The sequence below is a fragment of the Mesorhizobium sp. WSM4312 genome, assembly GCF_002294875.1.
Taxonomy (GTDB): Bacteria; Pseudomonadota; Alphaproteobacteria; order Rhizobiales; family Rhizobiaceae; genus Mesorhizobium.
The window spans coordinates 1-22,332 of the sequence record NZ_NSFU01000025.1; the positions used below are offsets into that span (position 1 = coordinate 1).

Here is a 22,332-nt window from a genome sequence, read left to right on the forward strand (position 1 = left end):
TTGTCCAACCCGCCCTTGTCCAAATTGCGTCCCTTCCCGCTTCTCCAGAGAGTTTTCATCGCCCTTGGCCTGTTGCTGATGGTCGCCGGCTGCTCGACCACGACCCCGCCGGACCAGGTGCTGGCCGTGCCTGCACCGCCGCAGAAATATGCCGCCATCGTCGTCGACGTCAGGACCGGCAAGCAGATGTTCGAGGTCAACTCGACGGCGCAGCGCTATCCGGCCTCGCTGACCAAGATGATGACGCTCTACCTCCTGTTCGAGGCGATGGAGTCCGGCCGCGTGACCAAGCAAACGCAGATCCCCGTCTCCGACCACGCCGCCTCGCAGCCGCCGACCAAGATGCGCTTCCGGCGCGGCGAAACGATCGACGTCGATTCCGCCATCCGCGCCATCGTCGTCAAATCCGCCAATGACGTAGCGGTGGCGGTCGGCGAATATCTCGGCGGGACGGAGGACCAGTTCGCCGCCATGATGACATCAAAGGCGCGCGCGCTCGGCATGACCAGCACCACCTTCCGCAACGCGTCCGGCCTGCCCGACGACGGCCAGATGACGACAGCCCGCGACATGGCGGTGCTCGGCATGGCGCTGCGCCAGCGCTTCCCCCAGCATTTCCACTATTTCTCCGAAAGCGATTTCATGTTCCGCGGCAGGCTGGTGCGCGGCCACAACGACATGCTCGGCCGCGTGCGCGGCGTCGACGGCATCAAGACCGGTTACATCAGGGCCTCCGGCTTCAACATCGTCACCTCCTACAATGCCGATGGCCGCCAGCTGATCGTGGTGGTGATGGGCGCCGACTCAGCCCGCCAGCGCAACGACCATGTCGAGGCGCTGATCCAGCGCAGCCTGTCGCCGACCACGGCCGACAGCAAGACCAGGCTGATGTTCGCCGAACAGCAATAACAAGAGCGCAGCCTCCCCCTCACTTCGTCATCCTCGGGTCTTCGCGACGCCGCTGCCGCCCCTCGCTCCGCCCGCGGATGACGACGTTGGAGGAGACCTCGCCCAACCCCCAACAGTCAAAAAACCCGCAGCCGGCTATTGTTATCCGATTGTCACGCAATCGTCTGGAAGCCATGGCATAGGCAGCGCAATCCGACAGTGGATATGCCCCGTCGCCTCGGCGTATCCTCAGATACAGCAGCGCCACAGCAGGAGCCCGCACCATGAGCACCGTTCCCAAGGCACCCGAGCAGCAGGCGGCGGACACCGAGAACGACAGCGGCGGCGAATATTTCGAGGCGCCGATCACGCCGGAAGACCTGCACGAGGGCTCGGAAGAGCATTTCGACACGCCCGAAGTGCCGGATTCCGAACCGACCGGCCTGGGTGCGTCGCGCATAAAGGCGAAAAAGAAGCCGTCGGCGATCTCGGGCCGCAAATTCCACAAGCGCGACCTGGTGCGCATCGACACGCTGCGCCCGAGCCTGGCCGACCGCATCCGCTCCGACCATCCGGACCTGCCCAGGGGCGCCCGCATCAGCCGCGAGGAGCTTGGCCGCTACCGCATGCGCTACATGGAGGAGCTGCTGCAGCAGGAGCACGGCGAATTTTCCGAACTCGACCGCCAGGTGGTGGAATCGATCGCCCGGCAGGACACGATTTCCGAAAACTCGGAAGAAGAGTTCGAGGAGCACCGCACCTTCCCCGACCGCGTTTCCGACAACATGGCCGCCTTCGGCGGCAGCTGGTGGTTCCTGATCTCGTTTGCCGCCGTGCTCTTGGTCTGGATCGGCGTCAATCTGTTCGAGGGCATCGGCGGCGCCTTCGACCCCTATCCCTTCATCCTGCTCAACCTCTTGCTCTCCTGCATCGCCGCCATCCAGGCGCCGGTCATCATGATGAGCCAGAAGCGCCAGGAGGTGAAAGACCGCCTGCGCTCCTTCAATGAATACCGCGTCAACCTCAAGGCCGAGCTCGAAGTGCGCCATCTGCACGAAAAACTCGACTACCTCATCTCCCGCCAATGGACGCGCCTGGCCGAGATGCAGCAGATGCAGCTCGACGCGATGAACGAGCTTGCCGGTACGAAGAAGGTGAAGCGGGCGGTGCGCGGCAGGCGGGTGGTGAAGGCGGGGGAGTGAGGCGTGATCCGCGAAGCGGACGAAAAGCCAATTGCTTGGCTTTTCGAATCCCGAACGGTGAAGACCCGGTCCGCCGTTGGGCGGATCAAAAGGTCCAGTGAACCTTTTGAAGGGGCTGAACGCCCCATAAGGGCACGGAGCCTGCGAAGGGCCGGCCGCGCGCGCACAATCGCCAATTGCCCGTTGAAGCCCGCGCCGGCTTCCGCTAAGAAGCCGTGACTTGCCGGTTCACCGGCTGGTTCGTTTTCCGGCCCGCCGGGAAGCACCCGTAGCTCAGCTGGATAGAGCGCTGCCCTCCGAAGGCAGAGGTCACAGGTTCGAATCCTGTCGGGTGCGCCAGTTTCAACATAAATATCAAATAGTTACCCGATCATGATTTTCGCAAGTGCCCTCGCGTTTTTTGCGCGGAAGAACTACGGAAGCACAAGAGATCGGACCAATTTCGACGCACCCTCCTGTGGAAAAAATGCCATGGAACTCTGCTCGACGATGACGCGGTGACCGAAGGCTGCCCATTTCGGGGGGATAGGATCTATCGGCTCATGAGATTGGCTTGCTTGATTATGGCAGCGCGAGAGTGCTGCCGCCTTTCCCCACATTCGGAGACCCCGCGATATTTTCCGTGACGAATCTGGGTCAGTGCTGCAAAGACCGGTGGGAACGGAAAGTCTGACCCGAAGCCGACGTACGTTTTCCAGACGCGAACGACGGCTTCGCGCCTCATCTCGGTCGCGAAGGCCGGCGTTGCGATTTCCCGAAAGCGGACATGGCGGCGATTGCGTTATAGGTCGCGATTGCGCCAAAAAGCGGTATTCAAGAGAGTTTGCTTTCTACAGGACGAATGCGAGTAAGAACTCGACCAAGAGCCCTTTGCAGCGCCACAGTTCCACCATAACCTGTCGCATGCGCCACGCCTGCCGTCGCGGCGTATAGATGGCGTTACGGGTTAGTTAACGCAGGTCTTGGCGCTGTAGATTGGTAGCAGGCCAAGACGGTCGATCGCCCTTCACAGCTGGCCTGCGCCGATGCGGTCTTGACGACGCAGGGCATTGAAGCCCTGCGCCGACAGCGCCCGCCCCCCGCTTCGGAAACGGAGATCTCCACCTTTAGGAGCGCGCTGCCGACACCGTCGCGATAAAGGCGCGCAGGTCGGCCAGCATCAGTTCCGGCTCTTCCAGCGCGGCGAAATGCCCGCCCCGCGGCATGTCGGTCCAATGCACGATATTGTAGGTCTTCTCCGCGAACGAGCGCGGCGGCGGCAAGAACACCGGATCGGGAAAGGCCGCAACGCCGGTCGGCACCTGGATGCGGGTGCCGGCCGGAAGCATCCGCGACTCCTCAAGCCGGCTGCTGTAGTAGATCCAGGTTGCAGTCACGAACGATGCGGGCGCGATGTAGAGCATGATGTTAGTGAGGAGTTCCTCCTCGGAAAACTTGCTCCAGATGTCGGGGTCGCCATCGGCGGTTGTCGGAAGATCGGCCCACTTGCCGAACTTTTCGAGTATCCAGCCCGCCGCTCCGACCGGGCTGTCGGCCATCGCGACGCCGAGCGTTTGCGGACGGGTTGCTTGCTCGTGAAAGTAGGCGCTCTCCCGATCGGCAATCGCGGCCCGCTTGGCGGCGAAGGACTTCTCCTCGTCGGTCGTCGGAGCGGCATCCTCCGCATGCACGGTCATCATGTTGATATGGATGCCGAGCAGAGCGTCCGGTCGATCATGCGCTGCCCAGACCGCGAGGGCGTGGCCCCAATCGCCCCCTTGAATGAAATACCGCGCGTCGCCGAACAGTTGGATCATCAGCCCATGCACGAGCGCAGCAGCCCGCCGCGGGCCGATCGGGCCCGTGATCGGGTTGGAGAACGCGAAGCCAGGAAGCGAGGGGACGACAACATCGTGCCCGTCCGCGGCGAGCGGCTCCAAGAGCCGCTCGAATTCGAGATACGAGCCCGGCCAGCCGTGGAGAAGCAGGATGGGCGGCTTGGAGCCGTCGCCCTTCACATGAACGAAGTGGAGGTGCTCGCCTTCCACGTCGGCCGTGAAGTTGGGGAGTGCGTTGAGCCGCCGTTCGACCGCACGCCAGTCGTAGCTGTCCCGCCAATAAGCGGCGAGCCGCTTGAGGTCATCAACCCTGACCCCCGCCGACCAGCCTCCCGCATCCGGCAGCTGGCTCCAGTCATAAGCCTCGACCTTGGCTCTGATCGTGGCGAGCCGTTCGTCAGGGATGTTGATCGTGTAGGGTGAAATCATGATGTTCTCCGCTTAAGCTGGGATGCGGTTCGATGGAAAGGGCGTCCACCGATCTGCTTCGAGAATTGGTATCCAGGCATGGCAAACGACAATCACGAGCCCAGCAACAATTCCGCAGCGGCCTGATTGCCACACAATTCCTCATGCTCTCCACTTCAGGGAGACAGACGGAGGAGACGGACGCACCTCCGCAGCTTCGCGATCATATGGTAATTTCAATCAGCCCATCGAACGTCGCTCGTCCGGTAGACAACGGCCATGGCGAGCCTCGTCGGCCCTTCACGAAAATTCCGGAACGAGCGCGGCTGCCGCTTTTTGCATCGCGCCCCAGACCGCCTCGGTATCGTGTGCATCCGTCGATATCGTGCCGACCGATACACGAACCATCCAATGCCCGGCCGCGGTGGCGGGGGTGACATAGGCTTGGCCCGACGCATTCACCGCATTCGCCCATGCGCGCGTGAAATCATCGAGACGATGGGACGGCACAGACTTCGGACGATACACAAGACATACGGTTTGCAGAACGACGGGTGCGACGACCTCCCAATCCGGTGTTGCTTCGACTTTCGAGCGGAGATCTTGGGCCAGGCCGATGTCTCGCCGCAACCTGGCTTGTAGCCCGGAGACCCCCTGCTCCCGTATGGCGAACCACAGTTTCAACGCCCTGAATCTTCGCCCGAGGGGAATACCGGTGTTGCGCAGATTGCGCACCTTCTCGTCGGCCTGGGATTGGAGGAAGCTTGGATCAGCAGACATAACCCGAAGCAGGTGAGGCTCATCACGCACGAAATAGAGCGAGCAGTCAAAAGGCACGCCGAGCCATTTGTGCGCGTTGATGACTACGCTGTCTGCCTCTTCGATGCCTTCCCACATCCATCGCAGCTCCGGCAGGATCATCGCATTTCCGGCCATGGCAGCGTCGATGTGGAGCCACAGACCGTGTCTGCGCGCTATGTCGGCGATCTTGGATACCGGATCAATGGACACGGTAGCGGTCCCGCCCACGGCCGCGACGATCGCACAAGGGGTGAATCCGGAGCGGATATCCGCATCGATGGCATCCTGGAGCGCCGCTGGATGCATTGCAAAATTGACGTCGACATCGACCATGCGGACATTCTCACGACCGAAGCCTGCCAGCAGCGCCGCTTTTTCCACCGACGAGTGAGCGCTTGTCGATGTGTAGATCGTCAATGGCTTAAGTTCCGCTTGCAGGCCTTGGCGAGCAAGCGAAAACCCCGTTGTTTTCTCCCGGGCACACAGCAGGGCGACCAAGGTGCTTGTCGATGCCGTGTCGTTGATAACGCCGAACCAGGCGGAAGACAGGCCAACCATTTGCCGGAACCAGTCTAACGTGACCTCCTCAATCTCCGTTACAGCGGGCGATGACTGCCAGGACAGACCCAGCACCCCCAGTCCGCCGCTCACCAGGTCGCCCAGGATACCTGAGCCAAGCGAGTTTGAGGGAAAGTAGCCGAAAAAGCGCGGGTGCTGCCAATGCGAGATATTCGGAAGAACGACCGAATCGAGATCGGCGATGATCTGATCGAAACCCTCAGCTTCCACCGGCGGGACGGCCGGAAGCATCGCTTTCACGTCGCCCGGCCGTGTCGCAGGTTGGACCGGGTAGTCGGATATCTTCGCATGATAGTCCGCGAGCCAGTCGATGATTTCGTGACCTCGTTGTCGGAATTCCTCGGGCGTCATTTAGACCTCTATGGTTGTTTACTTCGGAGTTGGCTAGATGTTCCAAGCTATGGGAGAACGTGTCTCGGATGGCAATCAGTGAAACGAGGCCGCGCCGGATAGGGGGCAGAACACTGTGATGCCACCAATTCAAAGATCTACCACCGCAGTAGTTTATGGCCGGCCAGAGCGCCAATTCCTGTAACAACGGATATGGCGATCGGATACCAGAGGAGGACGAAGAGCGGGCTGTCGTCGTTGCAATTTGCGGCATAGAACGTCGCCGCTATCCCGGCTGACGCTAGGCCCGCTGCGGCCCCCGCAATTCCCGGCCGAGCCGGCGCTCCATGCCGAAGGGCCACAAGAAACGCTTGCTGATGACGGCGTTCACAGTGGCTTCGACGAAGGCCGAAGGTATACGACTGCCCGAAGCCCGGTAGGTCCGGGCAGATTACGGTGAGCGACGGAGCCAGCCGATCTGCCACCTGCCCCCATGGCATGTGTGTCCGCGGATAACCGTGGAGGAGAAGGACGGGCGGCCCCTCCCCTCCCTTCCCTTCCTCAGCCGGATCTGACCGCGTGATGTTTGGATGGTTGTGAGCTCGAAGCCTGTGAACATCGAGTACGTTTTTCGGGATTTTCAGATGGATCTGTGTTCGAAATCCCTCTTGCCGATAATGGTTCCGGCGCTCGACGTGCGAGTAAACGAGCGGCGAGCGACCGAGGTTCACTAGCTGAGACCGAACGCCCTTTTTTCGCCGTCCCAACCGGTCTTGATCAGGAACTGCTCCCAGGTGAGACTGGAGGGATTGATCCGCCTGCTCCACGAGAGATCCCGGTCTTTCCGGAAATATCCGTATTCGACCGCGTATTCCGCCATGCCGATGTTTTCTCGAACGAGCTCGGGATTTTCCCCGAACTCCGGAAAATGACGAACCAGCTCATCAGGGGTGTAGGCTGATGCATACACAGCCTTCCGGCCCGTGACGCGCTTGAAGGTCTCGATCATCTCGGCCGGTGATAGAACGTCCCCGATGATCGGTAGCGTTTGCCCGGCATAGATGTCGGGATGGTCGAAGATTTCCAGAACGGCTGGCCCTGTCGCCGTCAGCGGATCGACGAAGGGTGCTCGGAAATGCTCCGGCAGATAGATCGGAAAGACGAGCGTGTCGCCCTCCTTACGCGGCGTATAATATTCGAGAAGGTTCGTGTAGAAGAACGCGAGCTCGACGAATGAGCTGCGAACAGGAAGACCCTGGATATAAGTCCCGACGCGCGCCTTGTCCGTGAAATGCGGCGCGAACTTCGAACCTCCGGTGATCTCATCGACGTTTTCCAGGGTGCTGAAGACGATGTGCTCGACACCTGCCTCGACCGCGGCATCTGCGAGATCCCTACCGATATCGAACTCGTAGGTTTCCGGCGGGGCGACGACTGGAGTCATCAGGAAGGCGCCCTGCGCTCCCCGAAACGCTTTCACAAAATCGCTCCTGTGGTTGATCGCAAGCGGCACGGCGATGAGCTCAGCGCCCTGCTCGGCCAGCTTGAGGGCCGCAGGCGAGTCTGGACGACTTGTCAGCGCACGAACGTGATACCGTCCACTCCCCAACAACGACTCCGTCACGCTCCGGCCCTGCTTGCTCAGGCTGCCTGCGACGACAATGGTAGGCTTTTGATCGATCGACATGTGTATCTCCATCACTTTCCTGGAGCAGCGCAGCACGGCACTCCCTGGAGATTAAATCGCACCCTGTAGACCATATGTGAAATCGATTGATTTATGCGCTAGTATCCATGCCATGGATATGAAGCGTATCGACCTCAACCTACTCGTCAGTCTCGAAGCTCTGCTTGTCGAGCGCAACGTCACAAGGGCCGCAGCCCGGCTACATATGAGCCAGCCGGCGCTCAGCGCCCAACTGAACCGCCTTCGCGACCTGTTCAAGGATCCCCTGCTCGTGCCGGCGCATCGTGGCATGGTGCCGACCGCCAAGGCCCTGGAGCTGATCAGACCGCTCAGAGCTTCCCTGGATCAGCTCCGCGGAACCCTCCAGGGCCATGACAGCTTTTCCCCCGCGACAGCCGAGCTAACCATCTCGATCGCCTGCACCGACTACGTCGAGGCTGTGGTGGTGGCGCCTCTGATCGTGGCGCTGCGCGACAAGGCGCCCAAAATACGGGTTGCGGTGCACCGCTTGGCCCCGGCAAAGTTAACGCAGCAACTGGCGGATGGCGATGTCGACCTGGCCATCGCCACGCCAGACACCGGGAAAGCTTACCTGAGGACCTGGCACCTGTTTGAGGAGAGCTATATCCTTATCGGCCGTCCCGGCCACCCACGTATCAATGAAGGGGCGACCGCAGCGGGGTTTGCCGCGCTTGAACAGGTGATAGTCTCGCCTTCTGGAGGCGGATTTACGACCCCCGTCGACGCCACCCTGGAGGCCCTCGGTCACTCCCGCGCCATTGTCGCGTCCGCTGCCTCATTCCTTGTTGTTCCGAGCATTGTCGCCAGCAGCGAGCTCGTTGCACTGGTGCCGCGCCGCCTGATGCGCGACCGTTTAGCTGAAGTCGCGTGGATAGACGTCCCTTGGCTTTCGGAGCGGTTTCAAGTGGAGCTCATTTGGCACGAGCGCACTCACGCGCATCAGGGACAGCAATGGATCCGCGAGCAGATCCATCTCGCCTCCCGCTGACCCACGCCATTTCGAGCGAAAGACAGATGTCTCGGGTATTCGTTCAACGGCACTCCCTGACTGGAAACATGTCTTCACCGTAGTGATGGAGCCGGGTGTGATGGCGGCGGCACAACCATCGGACCGTCAACGGCTCCTCGTATTGATCGTGATGGGCGTCGACGGCTTCGACACCGCAAACTTCACAAGTTTGCCTATCAATCTCGCCTGCCTTTAGGGCTCGCTGAACCGCGAGATGGGCTTCGTATTTGCCGGGATTGGCCCGTCGCCAGTTGGCCTGGCGGGTGTCCGTCTTCAGCATGTTTCGCTCCGCTTGATAGGCTGTGATCGTTAGATAGCACGCTTTCAGCACGTGCGGCCAAGAGCGGGTTTATTATTCGATTCTACGGCGCCGCGCATAGTCGGAGTGCGCCAGGTCCATTCGTGCCGAGTTCCTTACGAAGGGGTGCCGATGTCGTTTAGCGGTCGGGTTCCAGCCCGGAACACCCTCTACGCAGACTGACGGCAATGCCAAACGGCGGAGCACCTCTAACGGGCACGCAGCGTTCTACAGGCAAGCCAAACGGCAGCTAATCGTCAAATCCGAACAGAAGCGGACGGTCTGGAAACGGCCCCAAACACGCTATTCGATCGTCGCCTCAGCGGGGGGGCGCTCGATGACACGGGAGGTTTTTTGCAGCACCAGCGGTTTTGAGAAGCCGGTGCGAGTGGCGCTCGGTCGGTCGTGGAACACCGTCTAAACCGTGGACCGGGTAGCTCAGGCAGCGGATCAAACAGACCCGCGCCGCTCGGAAGGCCTTTGTTGCGGCTGCAAAGGAGGCGGATATTCTGGTTGAGCGAGACCCGTGGGGTTGATCACCCGCCGCTTTCCATGGCGCCTTCGCTTGCCCTAATATCAACAGAGGTCGCCCAAGTCTGGAGCCGTCCATGTGCAACGATTACGAGCAGCATATTATTTTATTTGGGCTGAGTATTGCCGGATGATGGCGTCGCTGGCGCTCAAAGTCCCCCACCCACCAAACCGAACTCGATTTGCCTCAGGTGGACGACGTCCGCATTAATGACCCGGCACCAATAATGCGCGCCGCTGATGACACGATCGAGCTTGCATCGATGACGTTCGGATTCGCGCCGGCCGGACCAAAAGGCGGGCCTGTGTTCAACTTCCGCTCCGAAGGGCGGCAATTCGGGAACAGCAAACGCTGCCTCGTTCCTGCGTCCGCGTTCTTCGAATTCACAGGGACGAAGTATCCGAAGGCGAAACATCGCTTCACGCTCAACGGCTGTCCATTCATGGCCGTCGCTGGGCTTTGGCGCGAAGCTGTCGGCAACAAGCCGGCCACCTTTACCATGCTGACGACCGATCCCGGGCCGGACGTCGCGCCGTACCACAATCGACAGGTCGTGGTGCTTCAGCCTGAGAATTGAGTATCTAAAACCGACCAGCTACCAGTTGGCTCCTGATGTTCTGTATATCGTCGCTTCATCGGTCCAATGGATGATACGTGTTCATCTTTCCTGCTTCACGGTTGAAACCCGCCGATTGATCGGTACCGGCTTTCCGACGCCGTCGAGGCAATCAATGTGTCCGGCCTGCCAGGCCGACAGGATGCGCCAGGCGCACGCCTCGGCCTCCGCCGCCACTGCGCTCATGATCGCCAATCAGCTCGATCCCTGCTGCTCTGAGGGCGATTACGACGTTCTTCTGCATGTCGAACGCGCCTGGTAGATCGCTCTCGCCGGCCTCCATTCGTTGGATGGCTGACAGCGAGATGCCGGCACGCTCAGCCAGGCTTTTCTGGTCAATTCCAAGCAATGCCCGGGCTGCGCGAATCTGCGAAGCGCTAATCACATTTTGGTCTCCAGACTACGGCTGCTTCGTATTGAAACAGTCATCGACCAACGCGACGGCGTATGGAAAAACGGCGTTTGTGATCAGTAGAGTGTTCATCCCGGCTCGTCGTTTTTAAGCCGCGAAAACCAGAACGCGCTGATCAAAGCGCCTTTTACGCAAGGTAACAAAAGCAGTATCAGCGCCACAATAATAAGAGAGATCAATACCATTGTGACGGCGAAGTATGACAGAAGAAGCCCTTGGAACAAGAAATACAGGGGGGCTGCAAAGACGCCCGCAATGAGGATAGTGAACCAAGGCGCCGCGTCATCAGATTCTATGTCACCAAAGCGTTCTCCACAAACTGCGCAACGCTCCACCTGCTTCAGGTAGGTGCGATACAATTTCCCCTGACCACAATTAGGGCATCGGCCCACCAAGCCTCGTGAAAGGGCGGCTGGCAGGGTCGGTCGTGCAAATCTACCGCTTCCTTTGTCCATTAATGATAATGTATAATACATGACACTCAATGTTTCAACACCTATATATCCACTGTCTGACATGATGCTGCATGGGTCCAGCGTCAGCTTGCGGCTGCTGCGCCATCAGATGGACACGGTCTGACCATGCACGCCTGTTGCGGACTGTCATTTCAGATGATCGGCCAACTCATAAGGCCCACTTGGACGCCTGAGCGTTCGCACTGAAGCCTGCCGCCGCTATCTCGTCGACGATTCACGGCGGAGGGCATGGGTTCCGTGAGGAACAGCGGAAGCTATCTGCCGGCGGGTGATGGTTCCTGGCCGCTTGGCTGACCCGGTCCAGCGCGCTCAACACTTCCGGATCTCGGCCTGCTCCCTTGCAATTTGCGGCAGCCCTTCGACCAAGTCGCCCTGCTTCTGCTTCACGCTACGATCGTTCAAGGCTCCGTTTTCACATCGAAACCTGGGCAGTCGGGATGCCTTTTAGGTCTGGGGGCTTTTGCTACCTAGTGGCGGAAAACCCCTCCACATCGATAGTCAATTTCGGGCAACACCGGCCTTTGAATTCACTCCCTCAAGCAAGGCGAGCAGGCCTTTCAGAATTTCGATGGGCGGTGGCGGGCAGCCTGGAATGTGCAGATCGACAGGCAACGCCTCCGACACGCCGCGCACCACGGCGTAACTGCCGGCGAAACAGCCGCCATTCTGGGCGCAATCGCCGAGCGCGACCACCCATTTGGGGTTGGGAGTTGCGTCGTAGGTCCGCTTCAATGCCTCACGCATGTTTCTGGTCACCGGCCCAGTGACAAGCAGGACATCGGCATGGCGCGGCGATGCGACGAACCGGATCCCAAAACGCTCGATATCGTAGAAAGCGTTGTTGAGCGCGTGCATCTCGAGTTCGCAACCGTTGCAGGAACCGGCATCGACTGCCCGGATCGACAGACTTCGCCCCAATCTTCTATGAGCAACCCCATTGAGGGCGCGTGCGAGCTCGTCAACCGCCGCGTCGCTCACTCGCGGCGGACGCTCGGTCAGCGGCGGGCGTATCAGGCTTTCGAAGAGGAGCTTGCGCATGATGGCTTGCCTTGGACCCTTAGAGGTCGTGTCCTGAATACGAGCAGTTGAACGATTTGTTGCATAGTGGGAAGTCGGCGACGATGTTGCCTTCGATGGCCGCTTCCAGCAGCGGCCATTGAAACCATGACGGATCACGCAGGTGACAGCGCTCGACCAGGCCGCTTTTACCAATGCGCAGCCAGGCCAGAATGTCGCCCCGGAAACCCTCGACGAGCGCCATGCCTTCATGCGGGCCGCCTGTCTGTGCCAAGTCGACGCGGATCGGTCCACCCGGCAGCTGTCGCAGGATTTGCTCGACCAGGGACAAGCTCTGCTCGACCTCGTGAATGCGAATCCAGACACGGGCGTTCACGTCGCCTTCCTGGAGGAGAGGCACATTGAAGTTGAGCGCGTCATAGGGAGGATAGGCCAGACTGCGTCGCGCATCAAAGTCCCGACCGGAGGCCCGGCCGACATACCCTCCGGCACGATATTGTCGAGCGAGTTCCACCTTCAGCCGCCCAGTTGCGACTGTCCGATCCTGTAGCGACGCGGTGTTGTCGTAGAGTTCCACAAGCGCCGGAAACCGCTGCCTGATCTCTGCGATCAGAGACCAGATCGCTGTCGTCCCCTCGTCGTTCAGGTAGGTCGCCACTCCTCCAGGCACGACGCGGTCGCGCATCAAACGATGGCCGAAGGCAGCATCGCTTGCCCGCAATACGCGCTCGCGCAGGACGCCGCAGTGGGCATGCATGAGTGCGAAGGCGGCGTCGTTGCAGATGGCGCCGATGTCGCCCAGATGGTTGGCCAGACGCTCCAACTCGGCCATGAGCGCTCGCAGCCAGACCGCGCGCGCAGGAACCTCGATAACAAGGGCCGCTTCGACCGCGCGGGAAAAAGCAAGGGAGTATGCCACGGTACTGTCGCCAGAGGTTCTGGCCGCCAGCTTGGCAGCATGGTCGATATCGGACCCCGCCATCAAGCCTTCTATGCCCTTGTGCGTGTACCCTAGGCGTTCCTCCAGCCGGACGACCGTTTCGCCGCTGGCTGTAAATCGAAAATGCCCTGGCTCGATGATGCCGGCATGCACGGGCCCGACTGGGATCTGATGCAGGCTTTCCCCCTCGGCAGGCAGGAATTGGTAGGGGGGCGCCGTCGCAACAGAGGTCCGGACGTGGGCACTCAACGGAAAGCTGATGCCCCAGTAGCCATGATCAAGCCACCGTCGCGTATCGGGCGCGCCTTGTGGCAAGAGCCCGAACAGGTCCGCGGCCGCACGTTCAAGGCGCAATGCGGGCGGATGCAGCAGGCCGACCGATGGGTAGCGTCCATCCGGACATAGCAGGCTGACAACGCCGATGTTCCCGGCAGCCTCGTCGAGTAGCGCCATGTGGACGGTGCCTGGTTCGCCCCAAAGACCGAGCAAGCTCAAGTGACCCTCAGCCAGTTGCTCGACGGCAAAGCTCCATTTTTTCGAAGTCACCACTGCGCGCGACCACGGGAAATGGTTGTCGACACCCTTGCCAGCAAGGATGAGGTCGGTCAGTGCGGGCATGTCATTTCTCCCATCCGCTTCATCCTAGAAGGTTGGCGACATGCTGGAACCATATGACCAGCGGTGGTGGCAGATAGATGCCGGCGGCAAACACAAGCGTCAGGTGGGAATACATCGGAACGTAGGACGCCTCGGCGGGCGCGGTGCTGCCTCGCGGTTCGCCGAAAGCGACGCCGGTCAACCGAAGCAGCAGGGCGCCGAAAGCGAGCAGAATCCCGAATACCAACGGCATCGCCAAAAGGGGGTGCCTTGCAAATGTCGAACTCACGACCAGGAACTCGCTCATGAAGATGCCGAGCGGAGGGAGGCCGGCAATGGCAACGACGCCGATGACGAGCGCCCAGCCAAGCCCCGGATGCGTTTCCGTAAGCCCCCGGATCTCGGCGATGTTCTGTGTCCCCTTGATCTGGGCGATGTGGCCGACCGTGAAAAAGATCGCCGACTTGGTCAGGCTGTGCATGACCATGTGCAGCAGTCCGGCAAAATTGGCGAGCGGGCCACCCATGCCGAAAGCGAACACGATGATGCCCATGTGCTCGATGGAGGAGTACGCGAACAGACGTTTGATGTCGCGGCGGCGGTAGAGCATGAAGGCCGCGAAGATGAGGGAGGTGAGCCCCATCGTGATCATCAGTGGTCCAGGCGCGATCGCGTCCGGGCTAGCCGCGAGCAGCAGCTTGAAGCGCAGTACCGCATAGAGCGCGACGTTGAGGAGCAGTCCTGACAACACCGCCGAAATCGGCGTCGGGCCTTCCGCGTGGGCGTCGGGCAGCCAGGCATGCAAAGGCGCAAGACCAACCTTCGTCCCATAGCCGAGCAGCAGGAAGACGAAGGCGACGTTCAGCAGCGCCGGGTCGAAGCGCGCTGCGTGCTCGATAAGCACTGTCCAGACCATGGCATTCGTGCCTTCGCCAACAATCGGCTGCGCGGCCATGTAGACGAGGATGGTGCCGAAGAGGGCAAGCGCAATGCCGACACTGCCGAGTATGAAATACTTCCAAGCCGCCTCCAGCGCCTCATGCGTGCGATAGATGCCGACCATCAGCACGGTAGTCAGCGTAGCAAGTTCCACCGCCACCCACATTAAGCCGATATTGTTCGACACGAACGCCAGATTCATGCCGAACATCATGATCTGGTACATTGCGTGATAAAATCGCAAATTCGTCGCCGTCAGCCGTCCGGTATCCAGTTCGTGCGCAATGTAGGAGGCGCTGAACACACTGGTCGTGAAGCCGACGAACGTGTTGAGCACGATGAAAACGATATTGAGATCGTCGACGAGCAAATACTGACCGGGCTGCGGCCGATCCGTGATGAGAAGCGACACCGCAGCGAGCAAGGTCAGCAAGCTCGCGGCGACATTGAGGCCAGCCGTTATCCGATAGTTCGGCAGGGTCGCCAGGAGTGCGGCCGCGCCGACCGGTATCAGCAAGATGGCGGCCACCGCATCGAGGGAAAACGCGGTCAACGATGTTCCCCCCTGTAGTCGTCGAGCGCGCCGACATCGACCGAGTCGAATCTCTCGCGTATGCGAAACAGGAAGACGCCGATGACAATGAAGGCGATCAGAATCGAGAAGGCGACACTGATCTCGACAACCAGCGGCATGCCCTTGGCGCCCGTGGCGGCCAGCACCAGGCCATTCTCGAGCGACATGAATCCGACAACCTGGCTGACGGCGTTCCGGCGGGTGACCATCACCAGGAGTCCAAGCAGTATGATGGACAGCGCAAAGGCAAGATCCTCGCGGGCGAGGGGGTCGGCGTCGGGAGTGACCCGCAGCATCAGCACCATGGACAGGGTCACCAGACCTATTCCGGCAAGCATGGTTGGACCGATCCCGACGGCGGTCTCGATGTCGCGATGGATGCCGAGCCGCTGGATGATGCGGTGCAGGCCAACAGGAATGATGATCGCCTTGAAGATGAGGGCGATCGCCGCCGTGACATAGAGGTGATGGGCGTCCTGGATGTAGGCCTGCCAGGCCACGGACAGGGCGAGCACGATTGCATGAAGTGCAAAAACGTTGATCAGGGCGAAGAGGCGATCCTGGTACAGCATCATGAAGCTGACCAGCACCAGGCCGCCGGCGAGCAGATGAGCGATGTCGAAGGTGAGGCCGTTCATCAGAGGCTCCGTGAGACGAACAGCAAGAGCGTGCCGAGCAACGCCAGCATGAGTGCTGCGCCCAAAAAATCCGGGACGCGGAAAACGCGCATCTTGGCGATCGCAGTCTCAAACACGGCGAGGAGAATGCCGCACAAGGCAAGTTTGCCAAGATAGGCCACGGCACCCAGAGCAAATGATTTCGGCCCAGCCTCGACACCAGCCAGCCCCCAGGGGAGGAAGACGCAGGAAATCAGCGACACATAAAGCAGGAGTTTGAGGAAGGCTGCGAACTCGATCATCGCCAGATGACGACCGGAATATTCCAAGATCATCGCCTCGTGGACCATGGTGAGCTCCAGATGGGTCGATGGATTGTCCACTGGTATGCGGGCGTTTTCGGCGACCGCCACCATCACGAGAGCGATGAGCGACATTCCGAGCGATACCCGCAGGCCGACCTGCGGCGAGCCCATGAAGGCGGCGACCGTGGACAACTGTGTCGCTCCGGCGACCAGCGCCAGGCTGAACACAATGAGCAGCATGGCGGGCTCGGCCAGCGAAGCGATCATCACCTCGCGGCTTGAGCCTATGCCGCCGAAGCTCGTGCCGACATCCATCCCTGCGAGCGCCAGGAAGAATCGGGCGCTTCCCAGCAGCGCGACAATAGCTATGAGATCCGCGGTCCAACTGAAAGTGAGCCCGGTTGCGAATGTCGGGATAAGCGCGGCCGCGACCCAGGTGGCGGCAAAGATCAGATAAGGTGTCACGCGAAACAGCCAGGATGCGTTGTCCGCCAGAACGACTTCCTTTCGCATTAGCCGCAGGAGATCGCGATAGGGTTGGATCAGGGATGGACCTTGGCGGCGCAAGAGTCGTGCCTTCACTTTGCGCACGAACCCGGTCAGGAGTGGCGCCAGCAAAAGCACCAGCATCATCTGTGCGCCCTGAACGGCCAACTCAAGGATCAGGGCCATAGTGCGAGTACCAAAAGCAGGACAATGAGAAAGAGAAATACAAGAGTCAGGTAGCGCCTGATCGTCAGGAACTGCAGATGGTTCAGGTGGTCGGTCGCAAAGTCGATAGCCCTGCCGATAGGCAGGTAAAACGTTTCCCAGATCACATCGTGGATTTCGACCGTCAAACGAGCCGGGCCAGTTTCGCCAGGCGCCGGCACTTCGACTTTTTCCCGCGCGCGGAATGCGAACGCGCCGAAGACGCGTCGAATGGGCTGTGCAAAGCTTATCGATGTATACTGCGCGGCGGGTGTTACGTCCGGGAAGCCGCAACCCCAGGCCGGGCCGCGGCGGAGCGCATGTGAGGCGAAGCGGTGAATGACGAATGCCGCGAACGATCCGGAGACAGCAATGAACAGGAACACCAGCAGGCCATTGTAAGAACTGCGGCTCGCTGCGATTGGCACGATCGACAGCCATGGCTCAGCCATCTGCACAGGCATCCGGCTGCCAAGCAGCGGAAGTGTCACCGCTGAGAGACCGTCAATGACGAGACCCGGCACAATGCCAGCCAGGAGACAAAGAGCCGCCAGGGTGAACATTGCCGCTAGCGAATAGCGGTCGACCTCGTGCGCCAGTTCCACCGCGGCCGAGCGTGGCCGGCCGAGGAATGTAATCCCGAACGCTTTCACGAAGCAGGCAGCCGCCAAGGCCGCCGAGAGCGCCAGTAAACCGCCAACGGCGGGCACCATGACCTTCAGGCCCCATTGCGGCAGATCTGGGCTCTGCAGGACGGCCTGGAAGGCCAGCCATTCGGAGACGAAGCCGTTGAAGGGCGGAAGCGCCGAGATCGCCACGCAGCCGACGAGAAAGGCAAAACTGGTCAACGGCATACGGTGGATGAGACCGCCCAGTTTCTCCATGTCCCGCTCTCCGGTTGCCGTCAGTACGGCGCCCGCGCCGAAAAACAGCAGGCTCTTGAAAAAGGAATGGTTGAGGACGTGAAACAGCGCGGCGGTGAGCGCCAGCGCCGCGGCCGATGGCATGGCGTTCGCCTTGAAGGCCAGAGCAAGGCCAAGGCTGACGAAAATGACGCCGACGTTTTCGATGGTGCTATAGGCAAGAAGCCGCTTCAGGTCCTTTTCCATCAAGGCGTAAAGAATGCCGAGAACCGCCGTCAGGCCGCCCAGGAAAAGCACCACAACGCCCGACCACCATGCCGGCTCACCGAGCAGGTCGAAAATGACGCGTATGAAGCCGTAGATGGCGACCTTGGTCATGACGCCGCTCATCAGAGCCGAGACGTGGCTTGGCGCGGCCGGGTGAGCGAGTGGCAGCCATATGTGCAGCGGTACCAGGCCAGCCTTGGAGCCGGCGCCAAGCAGCATCAGAGCCAGAACGAAAGCAGCGACGAGCGGGGCGGAAGCGGCGGCACGCATCGCTTCGAACGTGTAGTTTCCGCTCGGGCCGGCCAGCAGGCCGAACGCAAGCAGCAGCGCGAGCGTGCCGAAGCTCGCCATCACGAGATAGATGTAGCCCGCTCTCGCATTGTCCTGCTCGCGATGGTGCGCCATGACGAGCGCCCAGGAAGCGAGCGACATGAATTCCCAGGAAAGCAGGAAAGTGAAGGCGTCGTCCGCCAGCACGACCAGATTCATCCCGGCGAGGAAGGCAGGGAAGAACGGCAGCACCCGATGCGGCGCAGACTCATGCCTGCCGTAGCCGAGGCCGTAAAGACTGGCCATGCCGCCGCCAAAATTGACGACGACGAGGAAAAAGGTCGAGAGCGCATCCAGACGGAAATGGGCGCCAATCCATGGCAGCCCAAGCGGCAGCTCGGCAGTCGACGGGGTTACGGGATCATCGGCGACACGGCTCGCGAGAACCAGGAGCACGGCCGCCGATATGCCTAGCGTCAGGCCGTAGATCAGGCGTGTTCCCGAACCCGATCCGTGGCTTGACGCAATCGCAAGCACCGCAGTTCCCAGGAGCGCGGCAACGCCCCACAGGAGGACTGCAGCCCCCGAAATCACGCCACACTCCTCACAGGGACTTTGGCGTCCGTATCAACCCCGCCCATAATTTTGGCGGGATCAAAATCTGCTTTCAGCCGCACGCCGCGCCCGCCGATTTGGCTGGAGGCGCCTTCAGAAATCAATTCGACGCCGGCGAGGTCAAGCGCCCCGATCAGCTTCATTAGGGAATCTACATTGCCCCGGATAATCGACTCACTGGCTTCCATACGTTGAATTGTCGGCACCGAAAGGCTGGACAATTCGGCAAGCCTGCGCTGGTCGATGCCAAGGAGCGCCCTCGCGGCACGCAACTGTGGAGCAGTTATCACGGTCGCATCCCCTTTTTGATCAGCTTTGACGTATTATCTCTAAGCGCTGCAGCATATATTAAAATGCGGCGCATTCAAATAATGATGCGTGACGCATCTGTCTCGAAGCTGTAGAAAACTGGGAGATACGAGTTGGGAGGCGCCGAGCCTCGCCGATTGGTGCCCTGCAATTGCGAAGAGCTGCCCGCTGCAAAATGACGGGCGAACCCCCTCGGCTCCGCATGAAGGGGCCAACGAACGGAAACCCAGCCGAGCGGCGGATTTAGGAATTGGCTGTGATGACAAGGTCATGATCCGGGTTGCGAAATATCATACCGATTTCGGCAACATCGAGGTTCTGCGGGCCAAGGACTCCGGTTCGTTCATTTATCGCCAAGGTGGCTGCTATCAAAGCGAGTGCGATCCGAATGGCGTCAGCGTCGTGCCCTATATACACGCCATCTTTGGTCTCCTCGCACAAGCGCGAGTGTCCGATGTCCTGATGATCGGTTGTGGCGGTGGCAGCCTGGGCACGATGCTGGATAGGGTTGGTGTGCGTGTTACGATCGTCGACATCAATCCAAAGGCTTTCCAGATCGCCCGAAAATACTTTGGGTTACCTCGTGGAGTTCACTCCTTCATCTCCGACGGGCGGGATTTTTTGCGCGCCGGCCGTCACCGCTACGACGCTATCGTTCTGGACGCATATTCCGGGCGGCGCATCCCAGATCATTTGTGCGCCGAGACATTCTTCGGCTTGGCGCAGACGCGTCTCAAGAATTCTTCCGGTATTCTGATCGGTAACGTTCATGCTCGTCACGACCTCGACATCATGCCGGATTGCGTTGCTGTAAAGCTCGCCAATATCTGGGCGGATGTGAGACTGCTCGATATCCGCGGCGCTTCGGATCGCAACGCACTCGTCATGGCAGGCAAGGTACGAGATCTCGTCCAGCCAGTGCTGCTGATGCCGCCGTCCGTCGGAGCCGAGGAGATCGAACAGGAGCTTGGCCTCCTGGCGTTCAGGCCTTGGCATGTACCACGACGAGCTGCCTAAGGTGCGGCGCCACTGACAAAGCATGAGCCGAACGCCAAGTCATACTGGGTTCTCGATTGCTTCTCTCGCCAGCCAGTTGCGAAGGTGGCACACTGCGGGCCGCTGCAACGCTTCGGAGGTGGCAACGGCATAACAGGCGAACCGTGTTGGCCACCAATCTTGTCGCCAGCCATCGCGAATGTGCCGCCAAATCCGGCATGTGGCAAAGCCCTGTCGCGCTACTGCCAGAGCCGCTTCATGCGGATGGACACATCCTCCAGGACTGGCATGGAGGCCAGCACAAGGAGAATGGCGGCAAGAAACAATGTCGCTGCAAAGCCGATGTGTTTGAAACCCACAGCGCCGATGACGCCGCCGATAAAGAACAATGCTACGAGCGACGCAAGCAGTCTCAGCTTTCTCCGATCTGCTTTCACGAACAGTCTGTCCGAGTCATTGCCTGAGATGTTCCAGTAAAGCAGCTTGCCGAGTTCGATGCCCATATCCGTCACCAGGCCCGTGACATGCGTCGTCCGGATTCTGGCTTCCGATAGCTTGGTGATGATGGCGTTCTGCAACCCCATGATGAAACAAAGCAGCATCACCGTCATTGGCACAAACAGCGCTTCATGACGCGCAAGATGGCCGCCGAGCAGACCGAAACAGATCAGCAGGATCGCTTCCAGGACAAGCGGGAATGCGTACTCGCCCTGTAGGCCTTGCCGCCGTCCCCAGTTGACCAAGACTGCCGAACAGGCCGCGCCTGTGACAAACGACAACAACGCCCCCAACCCGGAAAGCGCCAGCCCGACATCGCCGAGTGCCAGATGGTCCGCCATCGACGAAACGATGCCGGACATGTGGGACGTGTACTGCTGAACCGCCAGGAAGCCGCCAGCGTTGGCGGCTCCTGCGATGAACGTCAGGAAACGGGCGAGGTGCCGATCGGTTCTTTCGCTTCGTTCCTTTCCGGTCAACCGACGCAGATACACGATCATGAGCGAACCGTGTCTTTCCATGCGGAAAAGCAGGACCGCAAGCTGATGTGCCGGGAAAGGCTCATTGAGTGTTTCTGGAGATGGGGGCGGTGAATGCGTGGCGTCGATGCTGTGCTTTGTAGGCCTAGTTTGGCTTGCCCGCCGGCAGCGTGTCTGGATGGCGGAACCTGACACCACGGCCGCCATCGTCGCTACGCACATGTTCGCTGAGAAGCTCGACGCCGGCGCGGTTCAGGGCGTTGATCACTTTCATCAAGCTATCGACAACGCCTCGCACATTGCCCTGGCTGGCCTCCATTCGTTGGATCGTCGGGAGCGAGACGCTCGCCATTTCCGCCAGGGTTTTCTGGTCGATGTTGAGAAGGGCGCGGGCAGCACGAAGCTGGGAAGCAGTGATCATTGGGTATCAGCGTCTGAATATGAGAAATGATATCCACCATGGTATCATTGACGTATGAAACATCAATACAAAGCGAGAAAATATTGATCGGCCCTTGGCACGACGGGGCTCGGCAATTATCGTCTCCGCATGACTCAACGCTACGAACCTTTTCAGGAGCCGACCGGCACCTGGACCGTCAACGATGCTTGGACCGGACGGCCCGCCGAGATGGGCAGCCGAACCATCGTTGGAATGAACCGGCACGACGCCGAGGAACTTGCCGATCTCCTCAACGGATTGAATGCACAAAGGCAGGAAGCGAAATCATGAAGGCCACGGACAGCAACGGCACTCCGCTGAGCGAAGGAGATTCCGTCACGCTCATCAAGGATCTCAAAGTCAAGGGCACGTCCGTCACCCTGAAACGCGGAACGCTGATCAAAAACATCCACCTCACGGGCAATGAAGATGAGGTCGAGGGTCGAGCCGAGAAGGTCAAGAACCTGGTTCTGCGGACAGAGTTCCTGAAAAAGGCGTAGGTGAGCGGATTTCCTCACAATTTGGCAGACCGTATTGAAGACGCATTCGTGCGTTGCAGGGTGCAGGTCCGGAGTGAGGAAGGTCCATCCTAAAGGGCTCATTACCGGCCGCCATCTCGTATTCGATGCATTAGGCGTTCGGCTTGACTGAACTTTGGCGAGATTTACTTCGACATCCTCTCGACCAGAGCAAGTGGCTGATTTGCATTGCCCAGCACAGCCGCGAGAAAGGCCGAAAGCCGGAGCTGCAGCCTAAAGAGCAATCTTTTGGTAAGCTCCGGATTTCTACTCCGTAGGCAGAGGTCACAGGTTCCAATCCTGTCGGGTGCGCCAACTGC

The 22,332-nt window shown here is 60.2% G+C and carries 19 protein-coding genes, 2 tRNA genes and 3 pseudogenes; 8 read left to right on the forward strand and 16 right to left on the reverse strand.

The window, feature by feature from the left end; genetic code table 11:
- Window positions 1–15 precede the first annotated feature (15 nt).
- The 3 genes from CK228_RS30320 to CK228_RS30330 all read left to right on the forward strand — a co-directional run bounded on the left by CK228_RS30320 (window position 16) and on the right by CK228_RS30330 (window position 2,429).
- Window positions 16–909, forward strand: coding sequence for a D-alanyl-D-alanine carboxypeptidase family protein (locus tag CK228_RS30320; protein ID WP_095773180.1), 894 nt, complete (start codon window positions 16–18; stop codon window positions 907–909).
- Between the two features lie 263 nt (window positions 910–1,172).
- Window positions 1,173–2,090, forward strand: a complete 918-nt coding sequence (locus CK228_RS30325; protein ID WP_095790212.1) for a DUF1003 domain-containing protein — start codon at window positions 1,173–1,175, stop codon at window positions 2,088–2,090.
- 262 nt (window positions 2,091–2,352) lie between these two features.
- Window positions 2,353–2,429 (forward strand) — tRNA-Arg (locus CK228_RS30330).
- A 767-nt stretch (window positions 2,430–3,196) separates the two neighbouring features.
- Here CK228_RS30330 and CK228_RS30335 read toward each other — a convergent pair.
- The 4 genes and pseudogenes from CK228_RS30335 to CK228_RS30355 all read right to left on the reverse strand — a co-directional run bounded on the left by CK228_RS30335 (window position 3,197) and on the right by CK228_RS30355 (window position 7,712).
- Window positions 3,197–4,336 (reverse strand): epoxide hydrolase family protein, encoded by a 1,140-nt coding sequence (locus tag CK228_RS30335; protein WP_095790213.1) that lies wholly within the window; start codon window positions 4,334–4,336, stop codon window positions 3,197–3,199.
- Between the two features lie 279 nt (window positions 4,337–4,615).
- A complete protein-coding gene (locus CK228_RS30340) occupies window positions 4,616–6,046 on the reverse strand; it encodes a pyridoxal-dependent decarboxylase (protein WP_095790214.1) in 1,431 nt (476 codons plus the stop codon).
- A 137-nt stretch (window positions 6,047–6,183) separates the two neighbouring features.
- A pseudogene (locus CK228_RS30345) lies at window positions 6,184–6,393 on the reverse strand (NrsF family protein); the annotation flags it as partial.
- A 362-nt stretch (window positions 6,394–6,755) separates the two neighbouring features.
- Window positions 6,756–7,712, reverse strand: coding sequence for an NmrA/HSCARG family protein (locus CK228_RS30355; protein ID WP_095790249.1), 957 nt, complete (start codon window positions 7,710–7,712; stop codon window positions 6,756–6,758).
- Window positions 7,713–7,830: 118 nt separating this feature from the next.
- Between CK228_RS30355 and CK228_RS30360 the strand changes: the two genes are divergently transcribed.
- Window positions 7,831–8,721, forward strand: coding sequence for a LysR family transcriptional regulator (locus CK228_RS30360; RefSeq protein WP_095773425.1), 891 nt, complete (start codon window positions 7,831–7,833; stop codon window positions 8,719–8,721).
- A gap of 43 nt (window positions 8,722–8,764) precedes the next feature.
- Here the strand turns inward: CK228_RS30360 and CK228_RS30365 are convergent, their stop codons facing one another.
- Complete coding sequence (locus tag CK228_RS30365) at window positions 8,765–9,022, reverse strand: hypothetical protein (protein ID WP_095773424.1); 258 nt, start codon at window positions 9,020–9,022, stop codon at window positions 8,765–8,767.
- 626 nt (window positions 9,023–9,648) lie between these two features.
- Here CK228_RS30365 and CK228_RS30375 point away from each other — a divergent pair.
- Window positions 9,649–10,146 (forward strand): annotated as a pseudogene (locus tag CK228_RS30375) (SOS response-associated peptidase family protein); the annotation flags it as partial.
- Window positions 10,147–10,300: 154 nt separating this feature from the next.
- Here CK228_RS30375 and CK228_RS30380 read toward each other — a convergent pair.
- The 9 genes from CK228_RS30380 to CK228_RS30420 form a co-directional block, all read right to left on the reverse strand.
- A complete protein-coding gene (locus CK228_RS30380) occupies window positions 10,301–10,573 on the reverse strand; it encodes a helix-turn-helix transcriptional regulator (protein WP_095773171.1) in 273 nt (90 codons plus the stop codon).
- Between the two features lie 95 nt (window positions 10,574–10,668).
- Complete coding sequence (locus CK228_RS35515; protein ID WP_179296092.1) at window positions 10,669–10,959, reverse strand: DUF983 domain-containing protein; 291 nt, start codon at window positions 10,957–10,959, stop codon at window positions 10,669–10,671.
- 615 nt (window positions 10,960–11,574) lie between these two features.
- A complete protein-coding gene (locus CK228_RS30390; protein WP_095773169.1) occupies window positions 11,575–12,114 on the reverse strand; it encodes an NADH-quinone oxidoreductase subunit B family protein in 540 nt (179 codons plus the stop codon).
- Window positions 12,115–12,133: 19 nt separating this feature from the next.
- A complete protein-coding gene (locus CK228_RS30395; protein WP_095790216.1) occupies window positions 12,134–13,651 on the reverse strand; it encodes an NADH-quinone oxidoreductase subunit C in 1,518 nt (505 codons plus the stop codon).
- 19 nt (window positions 13,652–13,670) lie between these two features.
- Window positions 13,671–15,122: a hydrogenase 4 subunit F gene (locus CK228_RS30400; protein WP_095790217.1), complete on the reverse strand. Its 1,452-nt coding sequence runs from the start codon at window positions 15,120–15,122 to the stop codon at window positions 13,671–13,673.
- Window positions 15,119–15,781 carry a hydrogenase-4 component E gene (locus CK228_RS30405; protein WP_095773166.1) on the reverse strand — a complete coding sequence of 221 codons (663 nt, stop codon included), beginning with the start codon at window positions 15,779–15,781 and terminating at the stop codon, window positions 15,119–15,121. Before CK228_RS30405 ends, CK228_RS30400 begins: the two co-directional genes overlap by 4 nt.
- On the reverse strand, window positions 15,781–16,737 hold the full coding sequence (locus tag CK228_RS30410) for an NADH-quinone oxidoreductase subunit H (protein ID WP_095790218.1): 957 nt from the start codon (window positions 16,735–16,737) through the stop codon (window positions 15,781–15,783). Before CK228_RS30410 ends, CK228_RS30405 begins: the two co-directional genes overlap by 1 nt.
- A complete protein-coding gene (hyfB, locus tag CK228_RS30415; protein ID WP_095790250.1) occupies window positions 16,728–18,746 on the reverse strand; it encodes a hydrogenase 4 subunit B in 2,019 nt (672 codons plus the stop codon). The genes CK228_RS30410 and hyfB overlap by 10 nt, the downstream gene beginning before the upstream one ends.
- Window positions 18,746–19,060 (reverse strand): helix-turn-helix transcriptional regulator, encoded by a 315-nt coding sequence (locus tag CK228_RS30420; protein WP_095773164.1) that lies wholly within the window; start codon window positions 19,058–19,060, stop codon window positions 18,746–18,748. Before CK228_RS30420 ends, hyfB begins: the two co-directional genes overlap by 1 nt.
- 289 nt (window positions 19,061–19,349) lie before the next feature.
- Here CK228_RS30420 and CK228_RS30425 point away from each other — a divergent pair, with 289 nt between their 5' ends.
- Window positions 19,350–20,096, forward strand: a complete 747-nt coding sequence (locus CK228_RS30425) for a fused MFS/spermidine synthase (RefSeq protein WP_095790219.1) — start codon at window positions 19,350–19,352, stop codon at window positions 20,094–20,096.
- Window positions 20,097–20,332: 236 nt separating this feature from the next.
- On the opposite strand, the pseudogene CK228_RS30430 reads toward CK228_RS30425, so the two are convergent.
- Together CK228_RS30430 and CK228_RS30435 are read right to left on the reverse strand one after the other, a co-directional pair.
- A pseudogene (locus CK228_RS30430) lies at window positions 20,333–21,094 on the reverse strand (YoaK family protein); the annotation flags it as partial.
- 103 nt (window positions 21,095–21,197) lie between these two features.
- Complete coding sequence (locus tag CK228_RS30435; RefSeq protein ID WP_095790220.1) at window positions 21,198–21,473, reverse strand: helix-turn-helix transcriptional regulator; 276 nt, start codon at window positions 21,471–21,473, stop codon at window positions 21,198–21,200.
- Between the two features lie 308 nt (window positions 21,474–21,781).
- Between CK228_RS30435 and CK228_RS30445 the strand changes: the two genes are divergently transcribed.
- Together CK228_RS30445 and CK228_RS35520 are read left to right on the forward strand one after the other, a co-directional pair.
- Complete coding sequence (locus CK228_RS30445) at window positions 21,782–21,994, forward strand: alkylphosphonate utilization protein (RefSeq protein WP_095790222.1); 213 nt, start codon at window positions 21,782–21,784, stop codon at window positions 21,992–21,994.
- Between the two features lie 256 nt (window positions 21,995–22,250).
- Window positions 22,251–22,327 (forward strand) — tRNA-Arg (locus CK228_RS35520).
- Window positions 22,328–22,332: the final 5 nt, after the last annotated feature.

Bases quoted from the DNA above. Each gene is read 5' to 3' on its own strand.
- CK228_RS30390 (WP_095773169.1), bottom strand. From the start codon at position 12,114: ATGCGCAAGCTCCTCTTCGAAAGCCTGATACGCCCGCCGCTGACCGAG.
- CK228_RS30435 (WP_095790220.1), bottom strand. From the start codon at position 21,473: ATGATCACTGCTTCCCAGCTTCGTGCTGCCCGCGCCCTTCTCAACATC.
- CK228_RS30335 (WP_095790213.1), bottom strand. From the start codon at position 4,336: ATGATTTCACCCTACACGATCAACATCCCTGACGAACGGCTCGCCACG.
- CK228_RS30445 (WP_095790222.1), top strand. From the start codon at position 21,782: ATGAAGGCCACGGACAGCAACGGCACTCCGCTGAGCGAAGGAGATTCC.
- CK228_RS30405 (WP_095773166.1), bottom strand. From the start codon at position 15,781: ATGAACGGCCTCACCTTCGACATCGCTCATCTGCTCGCCGGCGGCCTG.
- CK228_RS30325 (WP_095790212.1), top strand. From the start codon at position 1,173: ATGAGCACCGTTCCCAAGGCACCCGAGCAGCAGGCGGCGGACACCGAG.
- CK228_RS30360 (WP_095773425.1), top strand. From the start codon at position 7,831: ATGAAGCGTATCGACCTCAACCTACTCGTCAGTCTCGAAGCTCTGCTT.
- CK228_RS30340 (WP_095790214.1), bottom strand. From the start codon at position 6,046: ATGACGCCCGAGGAATTCCGACAACGAGGTCACGAAATCATCGACTGG.
- CK228_RS30355 (WP_095790249.1), bottom strand. From the start codon at position 7,712: ATGTCGATCGATCAAAAGCCTACCATTGTCGTCGCAGGCAGCCTGAGC.
- CK228_RS30425 (WP_095790219.1), top strand. From the start codon at position 19,350: ATGATCCGGGTTGCGAAATATCATACCGATTTCGGCAACATCGAGGTT.
- CK228_RS30365 (WP_095773424.1), bottom strand. From the start codon at position 9,022: ATGCTGAAGACGGACACCCGCCAGGCCAACTGGCGACGGGCCAATCCC.
- CK228_RS30395 (WP_095790216.1), bottom strand. From the start codon at position 13,651: ATGCCCGCACTGACCGACCTCATCCTTGCTGGCAAGGGTGTCGACAAC.
- CK228_RS30410 (WP_095790218.1), bottom strand. From the start codon at position 16,737: ATGGCCCTGATCCTTGAGTTGGCCGTTCAGGGCGCACAGATGATGCTG.